This window comes from Desulforhopalus sp. IMCC35007 (assembly GCF_005116575.1).
GTDB lineage: Bacteria > Desulfobacterota > Desulfobulbia > Desulfobulbales > Desulfocapsaceae > Desulforhopalus_A.
The window spans coordinates 118879-134024 of the sequence record NZ_SWCN01000015.1 but is presented as its reverse complement, the minus strand read 5'-3'; the positions used below and the strand labels follow the sequence as shown (position 1 = coordinate 134024).

14 protein-coding genes are annotated in these 15146 nt (G+C 59.7%); 11 read left to right on the top strand and 3 right to left on the bottom strand.

The genetic code is table 11. From position 1 onward, the window contains the following. Positions 1-84: 84 nt before the first annotated feature. The 4 genes from FCL48_RS16055 to FCL48_RS16040 all read left to right on the top strand — a co-directional run bounded on the left by FCL48_RS16055 (position 85) and on the right by FCL48_RS16040 (position 3694). Positions 85-1596 (top strand): ATP-binding cassette domain-containing protein, encoded by a 1512-nt coding sequence (locus FCL48_RS16055; protein ID WP_082021130.1) that lies wholly within the window; start codon positions 85-87, stop codon positions 1594-1596. A gap of 453 nt (positions 1597-2049) precedes the next feature. After that, complete coding sequence (locus FCL48_RS16050; protein ID WP_136873455.1) at positions 2050-2820, top strand: hypothetical protein; 771 nt, start codon at positions 2050-2052, stop codon at positions 2818-2820. Between the two features lie 3 nt (positions 2821-2823). Beyond that, positions 2824-3102, top strand: coding sequence for a hypothetical protein (locus FCL48_RS16045; RefSeq protein ID WP_136873453.1), 279 nt, complete (start codon positions 2824-2826; stop codon positions 3100-3102). 91 nt (positions 3103-3193) lie between these two features. Then, the gene (locus tag FCL48_RS16040; RefSeq protein WP_136873451.1) at positions 3194-3694 is read left to right on the top strand and encodes a hypothetical protein; all 501 of its coding nucleotides are present in this window, start codon (positions 3194-3196) and stop codon (positions 3692-3694) included. Positions 3695-4294: 600 nt separating this feature from the next. On the opposite strand, the gene FCL48_RS16035 is transcribed toward FCL48_RS16040, so the two are convergent. Genes FCL48_RS16035 through FCL48_RS16025 form a run of 3 tightly spaced genes read right to left on the bottom strand, consistent with a single transcriptional unit; the run spans position 4295 to position 5792 of the window. Next, entirely contained in the window at positions 4295-5209 is a 915-nt protein-coding gene (locus tag FCL48_RS16035) for a tyrosine-type recombinase/integrase (RefSeq protein WP_136873449.1), read from the bottom strand. Beyond that, positions 5190-5564: a hypothetical protein gene (locus tag FCL48_RS16030; protein WP_136873447.1), complete on the bottom strand. Its 375-nt coding sequence runs from the start codon at positions 5562-5564 to the stop codon at positions 5190-5192. The genes FCL48_RS16035 and FCL48_RS16030 overlap by 20 nt, the downstream gene beginning before the upstream one ends. Before the next feature lie 33 nt (positions 5565-5597). Then, positions 5598-5792 carry a hypothetical protein gene (locus FCL48_RS16025; RefSeq protein WP_011366959.1) on the bottom strand — a complete coding sequence of 65 codons (195 nt, stop codon included), beginning with the start codon at positions 5790-5792 and terminating at the stop codon, positions 5598-5600. Between the two features lie 140 nt (positions 5793-5932). Here FCL48_RS16025 and FCL48_RS16020 point away from each other — a divergent pair, with 140 nt between their 5' ends. The 7 genes from FCL48_RS16020 (at position 5933) to FCL48_RS15990 (ending at position 15077) form a co-directional block, all read left to right on the top strand. Further along, on the top strand, positions 5933-6205 hold the full coding sequence (locus tag FCL48_RS16020) for a hypothetical protein (protein ID WP_013258631.1): 273 nt from the start codon (positions 5933-5935) through the stop codon (positions 6203-6205). Continuing rightward, a complete protein-coding gene (locus FCL48_RS16015) occupies positions 6202-6480 on the top strand; it encodes a hypothetical protein (protein WP_022992990.1) in 279 nt (92 codons plus the stop codon). Before FCL48_RS16020 ends, FCL48_RS16015 begins: the two co-directional genes overlap by 4 nt. Continuing rightward, positions 6480-8003 carry a terminase large subunit domain-containing protein gene (locus FCL48_RS16010; protein ID WP_136873445.1) on the top strand — a complete coding sequence of 508 codons (1524 nt, stop codon included), beginning with the start codon at positions 6480-6482 and terminating at the stop codon, positions 8001-8003. The genes FCL48_RS16015 and FCL48_RS16010 overlap by 1 nt, the downstream gene beginning before the upstream one ends. A gap of 114 nt (positions 8004-8117) precedes the next feature. Continuing rightward, on the top strand, positions 8118-9629 hold the full coding sequence (locus FCL48_RS16005) for a phage portal protein (RefSeq protein ID WP_136873443.1): 1512 nt from the start codon (positions 8118-8120) through the stop codon (positions 9627-9629). Further along, positions 9626-14218: a minor capsid protein gene (locus FCL48_RS16000; protein ID WP_205747734.1), complete on the top strand. Its 4593-nt coding sequence runs from the start codon at positions 9626-9628 to the stop codon at positions 14216-14218. The genes FCL48_RS16005 and FCL48_RS16000 overlap by 4 nt, the downstream gene beginning before the upstream one ends. Further along, positions 14215-14727 carry a hypothetical protein gene (locus FCL48_RS15995; RefSeq protein WP_136873441.1) on the top strand — a complete coding sequence of 171 codons (513 nt, stop codon included), beginning with the start codon at positions 14215-14217 and terminating at the stop codon, positions 14725-14727. The genes FCL48_RS16000 and FCL48_RS15995 overlap by 4 nt, the downstream gene beginning before the upstream one ends. Then, positions 14724-15077 carry a hypothetical protein gene (locus tag FCL48_RS15990; protein ID WP_136873439.1) on the top strand — a complete coding sequence of 118 codons (354 nt, stop codon included), beginning with the start codon at positions 14724-14726 and terminating at the stop codon, positions 15075-15077. The genes FCL48_RS15995 and FCL48_RS15990 overlap by 4 nt, the downstream gene beginning before the upstream one ends. Positions 15078-15146 lie beyond the last annotated feature (69 nt).

Sequence of the window (15146 nt, the reverse complement as noted above, 5' to 3'; positions counted from 1 at the left end):
AAGACGTGGCATTTTTTATTTTAGCTGATTCCATGGGAATGGGACGTCCAGTATGTTTTGTTACAGCATGCTTGGAGGTCAACAATGTCAATATCTTTTCAAAACGTTACCTTTTCTTATGATAGTGCAATATCCTCATTGCTTGAGGATATCACAGTTCATCTTGCGGAAGGATGGACAGGAATCGTAGGGCCAAACGGTGCAGGGAAAACGACTTTTCTGCAACTTGCGGCAGGACATCTACAGGTACAGCAAGGGACTATCAAACGGTCCGGACATATAGTTTTCTGCCCGCAGCGCACTGACGATGTTCCGGCACAGCTATCACTTTTGATTTCTACGGTTGAAGCAGAGGCATGCGTACTGCGTGGAAAGCTAAGGATTGGCGATGATTGGGTAAGTCGCTGGCAGACACTAAGTCATGGCGAGCGTAAGCGTGCTCAAATTGCTGTCGCTCTCTGGCAACAACCGGATGTCCTTCTTCTTGATGAACCGACCAATCATATTGATATTACGGCCCGTGAGCTGCTTATAGAAGCGCTTACATCATTTCGTGGTATTGGTCTGCTGGTTAGCCATGACCGAGATTTGCTTGACCTTCTTTGCCAGCAATGTATTTTTCTCGACCCCCCTCAAGCCATAATACAACCTGGCAATTATACGAAAGCTGCCGCAGATGTTAAACGGGAAGAATCAAGTTTGCAGGATAGACGTCATAGTTTGCAACAAAACCTGGAACGATTAAAGGACGAGTCGAAACGTCGCTGCGCTAAAGCCTCACGCGCCAACAAAAAGAAATCGAAACGTCATTTGGCACGTGGTGACAGCGATGGGCGTGCCAAAATCGACCTGGCTCGTGTTTCAGGACAGGATGGTCATGCCGGGCGTCTTGCTAAGCAATTAAAAGGTCGTATAAAGCATGGGCAGGAACAAATTTCTGAGATAAAAATCAAGAAACGCTATGCAACTCATTTCTGGATCGATGGTTCCGTCTCTCCACGTCGAATCCTCTTTACTATTCCTGCTGACATAATCGCTCTCGATGAATCAAGAAAATTGCATATACCAGAGATTTCAATGCTACGTGACGATCGTATTGCTATTACTGGAGCAAATGGAATGGGAAAGACAACTTTTATTCGACATATTCTTAACCACATAGATATTCCTAATGAGCATTTGGTATATTTACCGCAAGAGATTGACATGATGAAAACCCGAAAAATCATGGCAGATGTAAATCACCTTTCCCATGAACAACTTGGTAAAATCATGACAGTGGTGAGTGCTCTTGGGTCACGCCCTGAACGACTGTTACATAACCTTGATATCAGCCCAGGTGAATTGCGCAAGGTGCTATTGGCGCTTGGAATTATTCGTCAGCCGCATTTAATTGTTATGGATGAACCGACAAATCATCTCGATCTTCCAGCAATCGAGTGCTTAGAGAATGCCCTGAGAGATTGCCCCTGTGGCCTGTTGCTGATCAGCCATGATTTGCATTTCCTCCAACAGGTCACTAGTAAACGGTGGCACCTGGGTCAACATGAAACGAACGTTATGATTTCTATAGATAATCGAAAGACAACGGATTGAGTATTCGCAGCTCCGGTTTTGCGGTGGTGCGGTGAACACCGCTGTCCCTTGCGGTGGATAACCACCGCACACCAAACCCTTGCCAGACAAGGCTTTCATGGCCTTTGCGGTGGTTGCGGTGGTAAACCCAGAGGTCTCACCCCCTATGGGCTGAAATATTTTTTCTACCTACCAACCCGACATCCCACGCCAGGGAAATTCCGGCCCAGCGTGAGAGACATTTCCCAAATACCACCGCAACCACCGCACTCTATCTTCTCTTTCTTCATAACTATCTAAAAACAAATAACAAACAAAGAACTACCCACTGCGGTGGGACGAGAAAACCTTCCACCGCACGACCACCGCAGCCACCGCACGTATCCACCGCAGCAGATGGTCTCCGACGGTTTCAGGACAGCTCCGGTAAGTAACGGGAAAAGCGATTAACCCGTATTTCTGGAGCCTGAAGCCATGAGCCTTCTGAAAACCATGATCAAGCACACCGCCGGTGGGCAGGACGCCTCGGCAGGATGTGAAACCCCATCATTACCACCGCAACCACCGCAGCCCGCCATCTATGTCTCCACAGGGCTCGAGGTCCACGAGATCGAGGACGCTCGCGACTGGCCTGAAGACAAGGAGATCGACGGTACGCTGTGTCGCCGCCTGTCGCCTGAATACTTTGCCTGGCTACGTTCCCGCATGGTTACCGCCCAAGCCGCACACAAGGCAGGAAAGCTCCCAGAGGATGCCTGGAACACGCTGCGGCTGCGATTCAACGCCCTGCAGGAGCTGGCCATCCGGGAGTTCGGCAAGGATAGCCTGCAGGAGGTCCTGCACTCTTTTTCCCCGAAGAACTACCGGCCACCCACGCTTCGTCCCGAGCCCCAGGAGAAACCTGTCGAAGCTCCCAGAAAGGACTGGATTTATCCCGGCAACCAAGCTTGGAAATGTAAGCAGCCTGTGACTTCCCAGGCTGTCGCCAAGGTCGACGCCATCCGTGAGGAGGCCATGGCCAAGGGCTGGTCCGAGGCACGCCTCTATCAGAACCAGGGCCGATTCCGGTTTCCCTGCGGCGAGGACTACGGCCTGGTCTGTTTCGTCGATGGCGATCAGGAGATTGGCGAGGTCACCGAGCGTTCTATCGAAATTATCCACGGGCCGAAGTCCGGGCGTCCCAGCACGCTGCGGTTCTACAACCCGGACGTGCCGCAGCCGTGGATGAAGAAAGTGGAGGATTGAGCCGTGAAGAAAAAGAAGCGCTACGCCAACGCCAAGGATGTCCTGCCCGAGGAACTCTTCGAGCAGATCCAGAAGCACTACACCGGAATTCTCTGGGTTCCTGCACCGAGCCGCTTCTACCAGGAACGCCGCGACCTAGTGCTTGCCCTTCATCTGCAGGGGATCAGCAGCCAGGAGATCTCCAACCTCGCCGGAGTGACCACCCGCCGGGTCAACCAGATCATCGCCGCCGAACGAAAACAGGGTCGGGACCGACAGTTTAGCGCCGCTTCCGGTAAGTAACCCCTGAACCGGCGGGAGCGCGTTTGGAGGCTAAATCGGCCTCCCGCCCCGTATCCCGGCTTGGGAAAACAATATTCGGCAGGATTTCCACGTGGCACTGAACAAACCGGACAAAGAGACGCTGGACCGCTGGCACCGCAACGAGGGCAAGACCGAACCGCCCCGGCGCGGGCCTGGTGCGCCCGAGGGCAACCAGAACCGGCTGCGTCACGGCATCTTCGCCGACCGTTGCCTGACGCCGGAAGAGAAGGTCATGTTCGACGCGATCATCGACCGCCTCAACCAGGACTTCGAGTTCAACAAGTCCAGCGACTTCCTGCAGGTGGAGCTGGTGGGCGTCTACTCGGTGAAGCTGGTCCGCGCCCAGATCGAGGGGAACACCGACGCCGCCGAAAAGCTCGACCGGATGATCCGCTGCCACATGAAGGATCTCAAGACCACCAAGATCGCCCGTGAGGGTGAGGAGCCGAAAGGCCCGCAGACCTCTCCGGCGGAATGGGCGGCGGCGCTGCTCGAGAAGGTGGCCGAGGCCGCCAACGCCCCGGGCACGAAACCCTCCGGCCGCAAGAAACGCGGAAAGAATTGCGGATAACACCATGGAGGGATTTTCCGATGACCCCGGCACACGGCGACTTACGGCAGACAGCTTCACCAGGAATTGCGGATAAGACGTGTTCCTTGCACTTTCGGAATCGGCATTCTCCTGCTGCCGATCATCATTTCCACTCCTCGATTTCTTCCTGCAGCTCTCGATATCCGCTTGGCATGTGTGCGCATAAGCCGAGCCGCATAACCCAAGTAGATATTGGCATGTTCACGCCGGAGCTCTCTCACACAACCCAGGTAAATATTGGCATGTCGAGCCCCAGGCAGAACCAGCCAAGCCCCGCAAACAGCCATTCCTTCGGCAACAGACCTCGCATATGCCAAGCAGATATTGCCATGTGTGTTCCGCGCCCGGAGCGCATAAGCCAAGCAGTTATTGGCATGTGCGGCCGACAGACAGCGAAGGAGAAATTCCGGTCAACAGATATTTCCCGTCCCACCCGGGAGGTTCAGGTCCGTCGTCATGATCATTCATCATCGGCGGATGTGTTCTTCTGCGGGCACTGTCATTCACTGTCTTCGACACTGTCTCGCCCAACGAAAATAGGAGCAGCCGAGGCCGCTCCCATCGTCGGGTCCGGAAGGATCAGAGTCGTTCGAGGGCTTCCTCGAGCTGACCGTCCACGAGGTGGGTGTAGATCTGGGTGGTGGACACGTCCCGGTGCCCCAAGGCCCGCTGCACCACGAGCAGGTCATTGGTCGCGCCGTAGAGGTGGGTGGCGAAGGTATGCCGCAGCCCGTGCGGCGTCAGCTCCTTTTCGATCCCGGCTTTCCGCAGCCAGTAAGCGAGTCGGTTGGCAATCTGCCGCTGGCAGAGTCTGCCGTCCCTGTTCGACAGGAACAAGGCTTCCATTTCCGGGTGGCCGTGTCGACGGCGCTCTGCCAGGTAACGGCGCAGCAATGTGCGGAGGTCGGTCTTGATGAACTTGACCTGCGGCACATTCCCCTTGGCCCGCACCCGCAGATGCTTGGCGTCGAGGTCGATGTCATCCATGTCGAGTGCGGCCAGCTCGCCAAGCCTGATCCCGGTGCCCAGCAGCACCTCGATCATGGCTCGGTCGCGCAGCGCGGAGAAGTCGGTCCGTCCCTTGAGCTCCTTGAGCAGACGCTTCTTTTCGGCGGCGGTCAGGAACACCGGCAGCTTTCTCGGCAGCCGATGCATGCGGATGGACCGGGCCGGATTGTCATCGACCACGCCAGCCTCGGAGGCCCAGGCGAAAAAGGCCCGCACTGCCGCCTTCATCCGATGTAGCGAGGCCGCTGAGCGTGGGCCGCGCTCACTCTCGGTGACCGCCCCGGCGGAGAACACCTGGTCGAGGAGCCCGGCCGTGACCGCCCGACAGACGATACCCGGGGCCAGCTCATCGGCCACGCGGGCCACCAGGGCAAGATCCCGGCGGTATGCGGCTATGGTCGCAGGGGAGCGTCCTTCGGCCGACAGGCGGGCACAGAACGCCTCTGTCGCGCCCGTCAGGTCGAGGTCAGCCGTTCGGTTGCTCATCGCTGGACTCCTTCACCCGGCTGTGGCCCATGGGTGTGCTCTTGGGCAGCGGCAGCTCCGCGATGCGCCCCGATTCCCTGGCCCAGACCATCATCATGCGGAACACACGGACGGTCTTGGCGACGGTGCGTTCAGCCCGCTCCTTGCCGTCGGGGAGTTTGAGCAGCAGGTCGGACTTGTAGAACTTGCCGACCTGGGGAAGCCGGATCTCGGCGAGCTGGCGATCCGCGCCGAAGAAGGCCTCAACCGCGTCGAGGTCCTTCCGGTAGGTGTAAAGGGTCCGCTCTTTCTTTCCGGATTCCCGCAGGTAGCCGATGAAAGCCTCGGCGGCTTGATGCACGGTGCATTCGGTCATGTCGATGTCTCCTTTGTCGGTGGCCCGGTGTGTTTAGGACAGGAACTCGTCCAGCTCCCGCAGCAGTTCCTCGACGTGACCGAGGGAGCCGACGCTCGCCCAGGTGATGTCCGGCTGTTTCGCGTCCGCTTCGAGCTTGCCGCGAATGCCCTCGATCAGCCGGGCAATGTTCTCCTGCTTTTCTCGGTACGCCTTGAGTGCCTGCTGGCGGTTTCTGTCGTAGGTCATGGCCTGCCTCCGGTTCCGGTTTTCTTGGATGCGGGACCATCCCGCGTCACATCCAATGACGCTTCTATTTCGTTGGAAATCAAGTGTTTGCAGAGATCTTTCTGCATGTGCCCCAAACCCATAAACCAAAGGAGATCAACATGTTGAAGAAGACACTCGAATGGACCATCCCGCTGGTCCTGGCCGGGATCATGACCGGCTGCGCCACCTACCGGCCTCCGGCCCAGATCCAGTCGGCAGTGGCCACCGTCAACCGCCACACACCCGAGTATGTGACCGAGGCCAACAAGGCGCTGCGCGAGGTCGGCCACCCGGACGCCGAGCGCTTGACCGGTGTCGGCCTGCGCTTGCAGACCGCCGTGGACGCCCTTGACCAGTGGGCCAACGGCTCGAACCAGGAGGCAGGCCAATGAAAGAGATCCTTCAGGAAAACAGCGATGCCGTCCGCCAGGCCGGTGAGGCCCTGGTCGAAATCGGCACCGAGCTGGCGGCGGGACGGATAGAGAACGCCCTCGGCCGTCTGGAAGCGGCCCAGCAGCAGTACCTGGCCTGGGCGGAGTTGGACCAGGCCATCATCGACATTCAGGAAGCTGTCCACGACCGGAAGAACACCCTGGCTGTGCAGCAGATCCTGACGGAACTGGTGGGCACCATCCTCGGCAACGCCTTGAGGACAGGAATGCACTGATGGCGGTAACCGACAAGGAGCGCAAACTCGCGGCGACCCTGAGCGATCCCGTGTTGTGGGGGCAAGCCTACCTCTACAACCGGGATGGCTCAGGCCGCGACTACTGGCCGCACCAGGTGGAGGACCTGCGCTGCCCGGCCAAGAACATCATCCACCTCGACGGCCGGGACGTGGGCAAGTCCATCGTGCTCTCGACCGACGCGCTCCATTACGCCTTCACCACCCGGGGCGGTCAGGGCCTCATCGCCGCTCCGCACCAGGGACATCTCGATACCATCATCGAGGAGATCGAGTTCCAGCTCGACACCAACCCGGATCTGATGAACAGCATCGCCCTGACCAAGTACGGCAAACCCAAGATCCACCGCAAACCCTACTTCCGGCTGGAGTTCACCAACGGTTCGGTGCTCTATTTCCGCCCGGCCGGGGCCTATGGCGACGCCTTCCGGTCCCTGCACGTGGGCCGCGTCTGGGTCGATGAAGGAGCCTGGTTGACCGAACGGGCCTGGAAGGCGCTGCGCCAGTGCCTCAAGGCCGGTGGGACGCTGCGCATCTACTCCACGCCCAACGGCCTGCGCGACACCACCTATTACCGGCTCACCTCGTCGGAGCAGTTCCATGTGTTCCGCTGGCCGTCCTGGCTCAATCCTCTGTGGACCGAGGATCGCGAGGTCGAACTGCTGGAGTTCTACGGCGGCCGCGACAGCTCCGGCTGGCAGCACGAGGTGGCCGGTGAACACGGTAAGCCTTCCTATGGGGCCTTCAATGTCGAGCAATTCAACCTCTGTCGGCAGGATCTGCTGGAGTACCAGAAGATCGTCATCACCGATTCCGAGCTGCGCGACTGCGACACCGAGGAAGCGGCCCACGACCGGCTGGAGATGCTGCTCAACCTCACACCCCGCAGCGGACAATTCTGGGTCGGCGGCGACCTGGGCTACACCAACGATCCCACCGAGATTGTCGTATTCCAGGAGATGGAGATCGGTGAGCGGACGCTGCTGAAGATGATCCTGCGCGTGCATCTTGAACACGTTTCCTATCCGCACATCGCCCAGATCATCGCGCTGCTGGAGCGTTACTACACCCCGGCGGGCATCGGCGTGGACAATGGCGGCAACGGTCTGGCCGTGGTTCAGGAGCTGCTCACCCTGGACAAATACAAGGGTCTGGAGCTGGAAGGCAGGCTCAAGGGATACGATTTCGGCGGCATGACCCGGCTGGCGGTCCGTGACGGCAAGGAAGTCAAGAAGCGGACCAAGGAGCTGATGACCAGCCTCATCAACGGGGCATTACAGCGCAAGCAGCTCATTTTCCCCTCGGACGACCTGGAGGTGGAAGACCAGTTCACCACCCACACCTACACCCTGCGTGACGGCAAGATCATCTATTCCAAGGGCAACGACCACATCATCGACGCGGTGCGCTGCGCCATGCTGATCCGGGAGGAAGGCAACCTCGACCCGGTCGGCGAAGAGGTGGTCTCGCTTAAGCCGATCCTCACTAACCCGGTCTTCATCTGACCGCATCCTCCGACGCTTTCCACCCCGCTCCGGTAAGTAACCGGCATCGAGCCGGGTTCGGCCCACACGGGCCGAATGTGCGGCTGTCATGGCCGAAACTACCGAGAGGATCACGTGGAAAGTACCGCCCATCAGGACGAACAACCCGAAAGCCTGGATACCACCGGCTTTGTCATCGCACCGTTGGCCGCAGCGGCAGCGCTCGACTCGGCAGCCTTCGCCAAGGTGAACGCCGCCGAAGCGATTCCTGCCACCTGGGAAGAACGCGCCCGTAAGGCCTGGGAATACTACGTCGAGGAGCCGCTGGTGAAGAACTGCGTCAACTCCTGGCGCACCTTCGCCGTGGGCGACGAGATCAAGATCACCAGCGACGACGAGAACCTCAAGGAGCAGTCTCTGGAAGCCGCCTGGCGGCTGAACGTCTCGCAGTTCATCAAGGACATGGTTCTTCAGCTCCTGGTGAAAGGCGACGCCATCGGCTTCAAGCGCTTTACCAAGTCTGGCCAGGACATCGAGGAGCTGGTCTGCGTCAACCCGGTTTCGGTCAAGGTCAAATACGCCCAGGGCGAACTGATCGAGGCCCGGCAATTTCCAGAGGACACCCCCGGCGGCGGGGAATCCATCCCGCTGCCCGTCGAACAGGTGGTCCACCTCAAATGGGATGCTCCGGCCTTCTCGCCCCGGGGCAACTCCCTCGTGCTTCCCGCCTTTCAAGCCATCGAACTGCTGCGCGACTACCGCCGGGCCGAACAGGCCATCGCCAAGCGCTGGGCTACGCCCTTTCGCCTGCTCAAGGTGGGCGGCGCGTTCGGCCAGAAGATGGTGATGCCGGACCAGCGGATGCTCGAACAGGTCCGCGACATGGTCAACAAGATGGACATGAAAAGCGGCCTGGTGGTCCCGTTCTACGTCAATGTCGAAACCCACGGCACCGATGGCCAGGTCCTCAACGTCGAGGACAAGGTCAAGGAGGTGAAGGAAGACATCGTGGTGGCCCTGGGTCTGTCACGCTCGCTGGTAACCGGCGACGGCCCGAATTTCGCCACCGCCTCGGTGAGCATGCAGAAGATGATGGTCATGATCCGCGAGATCAAACAGGCCGCCCGCAAGCTCCTCGACTGGGTGTTCGACGACTGGATGGAGCTGAACGGCCACGGCGACAAAAGCATCCAGTTCATCTTCAACGACCTCGACCCCAGCGACGCGGTCGATTTCAAGAAGCTCCTCATCGAACTCTACGACCGCAAGCTCATCAGCCGCTCCAGCCTTCAGCTCAAGATGGACCTGGACCCGGACATCGAGGCCGCCAACCGCGAGACCGAACGTAAGCAGATCGACCTGATGGACGAGAAGCAGGTGAAGCCGGTGGTGGATATGGTCGTCTCCGGGATTCTCAGCGTGCCTCGCGCTCGGAAGATGCTCGGGATTCCGGCCGAGGACGATGAACCCACGGCGGAGGCGGCATTAGTCTGGTCGGGCGACCTGGAGTCCACCGGCAACGCGGCCGTGTGCGACGAGTGCAGCCACTTCATTGCTGACACCAACCACTGCCGGGTCCACAACAGCGAGCGCACTTTCGACGCCCCGGCCTGTCGTTTCATCGACCTGCGGGGGGAGCCCCGATGATGCCGTCGGACCTCAAGCAGCGCATCCAGTCGGCCACCCTGAAGAGCCTTACGGCCCGCAACCGCTACAACGACCAGGTCACGGCCCAGCTAACCCAGGCGCTGAAACAGGCCGAAGACGAGGTCGCCCGCGCCATCCTCCAGTACCGCTCCCTCGGCTCCCTGCCGGACAACAAGCTCGCCGCCCTCAAGGGGCTGGAAAAGCTCCAGCTCGAACTCGACGACACCATGAAGCGGCTCAAGCGGGAGCAGACCCTGGTCTTTCGCAAGACGACCAAGGACTCCTTCAAGCTCGGTATCCAGCAGGGAATCGGAGAACTCGCCGACGCGGCGCTGCCGTTCTACGCCGACCTGAAGCCCGAAGGCATCGACAAGCTGGCCACCAAGGTGTTCACCATCGTCGACACCAATGCGCTCGACTTCATGGCGCAGTACAACCTTACCCTTGCCGGTGACGTCCACCGCGAGCTCGCAGACGGCATCAAGCGCACCATCCTGAACGGCGTCGCCACGGGCAAGGGGGCCGACGACATCGTCCGGGACATGGGCAAGGTGATCGTCAACAAGGATTCCTTTCGCCAGGCCGGAAGCCGGGTGTTCAGCAAGGCCCAGTACCGCATAGAGATGATCGCCCGCACCGAGGTTCTCCGCGCCCACAACATGGGCAGGCTCAAGTTCCACGAGCGGGTCGGTATCCAGAAGCTGGAATGGCTGGCCATGGAGGACGAGCGCATGTGCCCGGTCTGCGGCGGCCTGGACGGCAAGACCTTTCCCATCGACAAGTTCCCCCAGCAACCCGCGCATCCGTACTGCCGCTGCACCAACATCGTGGCCTGGCCGATGACCGTATGCGGTAGCGAGATGGCCGCCAAGGCTGCCGCCCAGGCATCGCAGGGGGACGCCTGCATTCTCCCGCCCCATGTGCTGGAAGGCATGGCCGACGCCCAGGCCAAGGAGAACGCCAAGCTCAAGAGCGCCTTTGAAAACGGCGACATCGCCGACCTCGGCTCGCTGACGGTCAAACAGCTCCAGACCTTGGCGAAACAGAACGGCGTGGCCATTGCCCGGACCAAGGCCGATTTCATCAAGCTGCTCGATCTGGCCGAACCGGGGATCGATCACGGCGACCTGGCCGGAGCGGCGCTCAGCGCCAAGCTCAAGGAACACAAGATCGGTCTGCTGCGGACCAAGGAAGAACTGGTCGAGCTGCTGGGACTGAAGCAGGCGGAACTCAAACAGGCCAAGCTGCTCGCCGCCCAGATGGCGAAGATCCCTCCCGCCGAGGGGCTGGAGGGCATGACTGCCCAGCAGCTCAAGGAGATGGCGAAGGAGAACGGCATCTCCCTCAACATGACCAAACAGGAGACCATCGAGTTGCTGGATAAGCTGGAGCCCGGTGTGGACCATAGCGGCCTGATGGGCAAGGAACTCGCGGCGGCCAAACAGAAGCACGGCATCGGCATCCTCAAGAACAAGCAGCAGCTCGTCGAGGCGCTGCAGAAGAAGGCCGGTGCCGACATGGCCGAGTCGGTCAAGAAAAAGGCAGTCGACGAGGCTAAACAAAAGCTGATCCTGAAACAGAAAACGGCACTCGAAGACGCCGCCAAGGCCGTGGTCGTTCCCGACACGCCGACCGGCTACAAGGATTTCCTCGACGCGATTGCCAAGGCGGAACAGGCGGTTTCCGGTGGCACCGATTTACCCCAGGATCTGCTGGCGGCCTACACCAAGGAAATCGCCCTCAAGAAACAGCTCTTCCAGGACCAGGTCGGCAAGCTGAAATCGACGGAGCTCAAGACGCTCGCCAAGGAGACCAAGGTTCAGTATTGGCAGTGGGCCAACAAAGACGAGCTGACCACGCTCTTCACCGAGACCGACCCGGCGAAAATCAAAGCGGTTCAGGCCAGCATCGACACCAAGCACGCAGCCTGGGCCGAAAAACATGGAGGCAAGAAGAAAACCGCACCGGCCAAGCCAGCCACGCCGAAGAAAGAGCCACCGAAACCGGCTCCGCAGCCAATCCCGGTCAAGCCGCCCGAGCCCAAGATCGGTAAGAAAGGCGCGGAGTTCGCCACCGTCGATACCGCATGGCAGCAGAAAGGTCTGCCGTCAAAATTCAAGAAAACCGGCAAGGCCGCTGTCGGCGGCGCACACGAAAAGGAGTTCTGGACCGATGAAAACGGCGACAAATGGCTGTTCAAACCCATTGACCGCAAGGACGATGAGTTCATCGCCTTCGGAGAGGAAGCAGCCTACAAGATCGGCCGCCTGATCGACCCTCATTCCATAGAGGTGCGCACCATCCAGTTGAACGGCCGCACCGGCTCCATCCAGAAATGGCGTAGCGATCTGCGGGACGATTTCGATTTTCGCAACATTCTGCCCCAGGATCTGACCACCATCGAACTGGAGCAGATCCAGCGCGAGCATGTGGTCGACTGGCTGATCGCCAACCACGACGGACATTCCAAGCAATTCATCCGTGCCAGGGACGGTCGCGTCTACGGAATCGACAAAGGCCAGGCCTTCAAGTTTCTGGGCCAGGACAAGCTCTCGCTCGACTATCACCCCAACGGCGTCTGCGGCGAGGAAGAGCCGTTTTACAACAAGGTCTTCCGGGCGGCCAAGGAAGGGAAGGTACGGGTCGATCCGAACGCGACCCTGCGCTACATCCAGGAAGTCGAAAAGATCGCCGACGAGGATTACCTCGATCTGCTGCGGCCCTACGCCGAGGGACGGTTCGCCAAGGACCCGGCCAGGCTGCGGCATTTCTACGATCTGGCTTTGGAGCGGAAACACAATCTCCGGCGGGACTTCGAGGGTTATTACGCCGATGTGCTGGGGGATCGGGGCTTCCGTTTCGACAAGCTGAGTACCGCCACCGGCAAGAAAAAGCTGCTCTCCTCCGCCGAAGAGACCCTGGTCGAGGAGGCCCGCAAACTCGGCTGGCAGGGCAAGACGCTGCCCTTCGACAGCGGCGACGTGGAGGACCAGAACGCGCTGATCTTCACCGAGAGCTTCAAGGGGAAGAAGCGCACCGTGGTGAAGATGAAGATCCGGCCGGACACCGACCGCCGCATCGACGAGGTGCTGCGCAGGTATGTGCAGACGGCGGCCGGGGAAAAGGGACAACCGCTGGTCGAAGACAGCTTCTTTCCGACAATTCTGGACGCCGTCAAAAACGTCAATTTCCACGTGGGCGACGGCAAGTACAACCGGACCAAGATCGACAAGGCCCTGCGCCTGCGCAAGAAACTGGAGACCCTGCAAAAGAGCGCCGACCCCAAGGTCAAGGAGATGGCGGACCATTATCTGAAATGGGTCAAGGAGATCGAAGAATCCGTCGACTGGGACCGGGCCACCAACGGCGTTTTTGAGCAGTATCTGCCCAAGCTCGACGCGCAGAAACCCAAGGAGAAACCGCCGTTCAAGGTGGAACGCGGCAAGGTGACCCACACCAAGCGCAGGATCGGTTCCGGCACCATCACCGTCGAGGCCGACGACATCGACAACCGGGCGCTGTTCAATCACAACTCCCGCATGCAGGACGGGCACCAGTACACCGTCACCTTCGAGGACGGCACCCGGGTCCGCTATCGTCCCTGGTCGGACACCAACCTCTATGCCCAACGCGGCGAGCTGGAAATGATCCTGGATGGCGATGCCACCCCCGGACGGGTCGAAGCGATGCTGGAAAAGCTCGAACAGCTCGGCATCGACACCCGGGTGGCCACGGCGGAAAACGCGGAGCAGATGTATCTCGAAAAGCTCGCCTACATCCGCAAGACCGACAAGAGCGCCGATTACAAACGACTGCAGAAATCCCTCGACGACCGCAACGCCACCACCACCGAGCGGGTCCAGGCCCTGCGCGGCTATTGGCAAAAGGAACTGGGTGTCCAGGACATCACCCAACTTTCCGGATACAACCCGCTGGGCGAATACCAGGCGGGTTTTCTGGACCGCGACGCAAAGGGCGGATACCGGCACCAGTTCCGGTTCGACATCACCGAGGAGGACCTGGAAAAACAGATGAAGGGCTATTCGCTGGTCCACGATCTGACCAACGGTGAGAGCATGTCCGGCTTCATCGACTTGATCATGGAGAACAACGGAGCCATGGTCAGCACGGTCGAGAAAATGCGCATGGGCGTGGCTCCGGGAGGAATGTCCCCGGTGGCCGACATGCAGACCGGCGGCGCGAGCTATTTCTTCACCCGCATCAAGAAGCAACCGGCCAGCGACGCCTCACCGGCCCTCTACTTCAAGAAACAGATGCTGCGCCGCATGGACGCCATCAGTTATGACCATGACGCCTACGGCAAGGTGATTGACGACTACGTGCAGCGCAACCGGGGAGCCAGCATCGACGACTGGAAGCGGTTCTCGCAGCGCCATGGCAACGAGACCATCTTCAAATACTCGGTGACGCTGCTGGACAACATCGAATTCATCGTGGCCAGAAGCGACAACGAACGTCGGGAGATCATCCAGAGTTTCACCCGGCGCGGCATCAAGAAACTGCCCGACGGGCGCAAGGTGGAGGACATCGTCCATACCCCGCAAAGCTGGAGCAAACGCAAACAATGACCATGAAGGACTTTATCGAACAGGAGAAACGACGGCTGCAGGAAGCGCTGCACTGGTTCAACAACCGGGGCAGTCGCATGACCGTCAGAGAATCCGGGGATCTCTTTCTGGACGCCCTGGTGGACAGCTTAACCGTCACCCGGATCGCTCCCCATTTCGACACCGCTGGAAACCATCTGCGCACCGATTTCTGGCTGTTTTGGAAGGCACTCGGTTACGACGAGGGCTTTCAGCACGCCCACACCATCAAGGTGGTCGATGTCCGGGTCGAAGACACACTGATGGCCGAACATGACGGCAAGGAGGCCGAAGGCTGGCTGATTGTCGAGCTGACCGACGATCTGGGCCGGATTCACCATGTCGAAATGATCGAGCCGGTCTCGGAGACCGAGCTCGCGGCGGACTGGCAACGCTGGATCGCCTACCGCCAGAAAAGCGCCGAAAGATTCCGCCGGATCGACGCCCAGCTTCTAGCCGAACATCTACGGATCGCGGAGGACTGGTCATGAAACTGCGCTATATGCTCGACTCGATAATCGCAGACCGGCAAGCCACCGCCCCGGAATACGTGCCCGTGGGCGTCTGGGTTCAGGGGCCGGGTCCCGGTCTGGATGTGGAGATGTACTATCTCGACCGTGGGCCGAACGGGCTTGCCGACCGCAGGGACGAGGCCGCCTGGGTGGTCAACCGTCTGGTCGAGGCCGGGGCCACCTCGCTTCCGGCGGATTTTCTCGAATACCACCGGCTGTCCCGCTCCCCCTATGACGGGTTCTTTTCCGAGATCACCGAGAGCGACGAATACCCCTCCCTCGACGCCTGCGGCAAGGCCGTTCTGACCCGTCTGAACCCCGCCCGCTGAAATTCGCCGTCACCCTCCGACACATCGCCGACGCTTCCGGTAAGTAACCGCTGAATGCTCCCCGCAGGT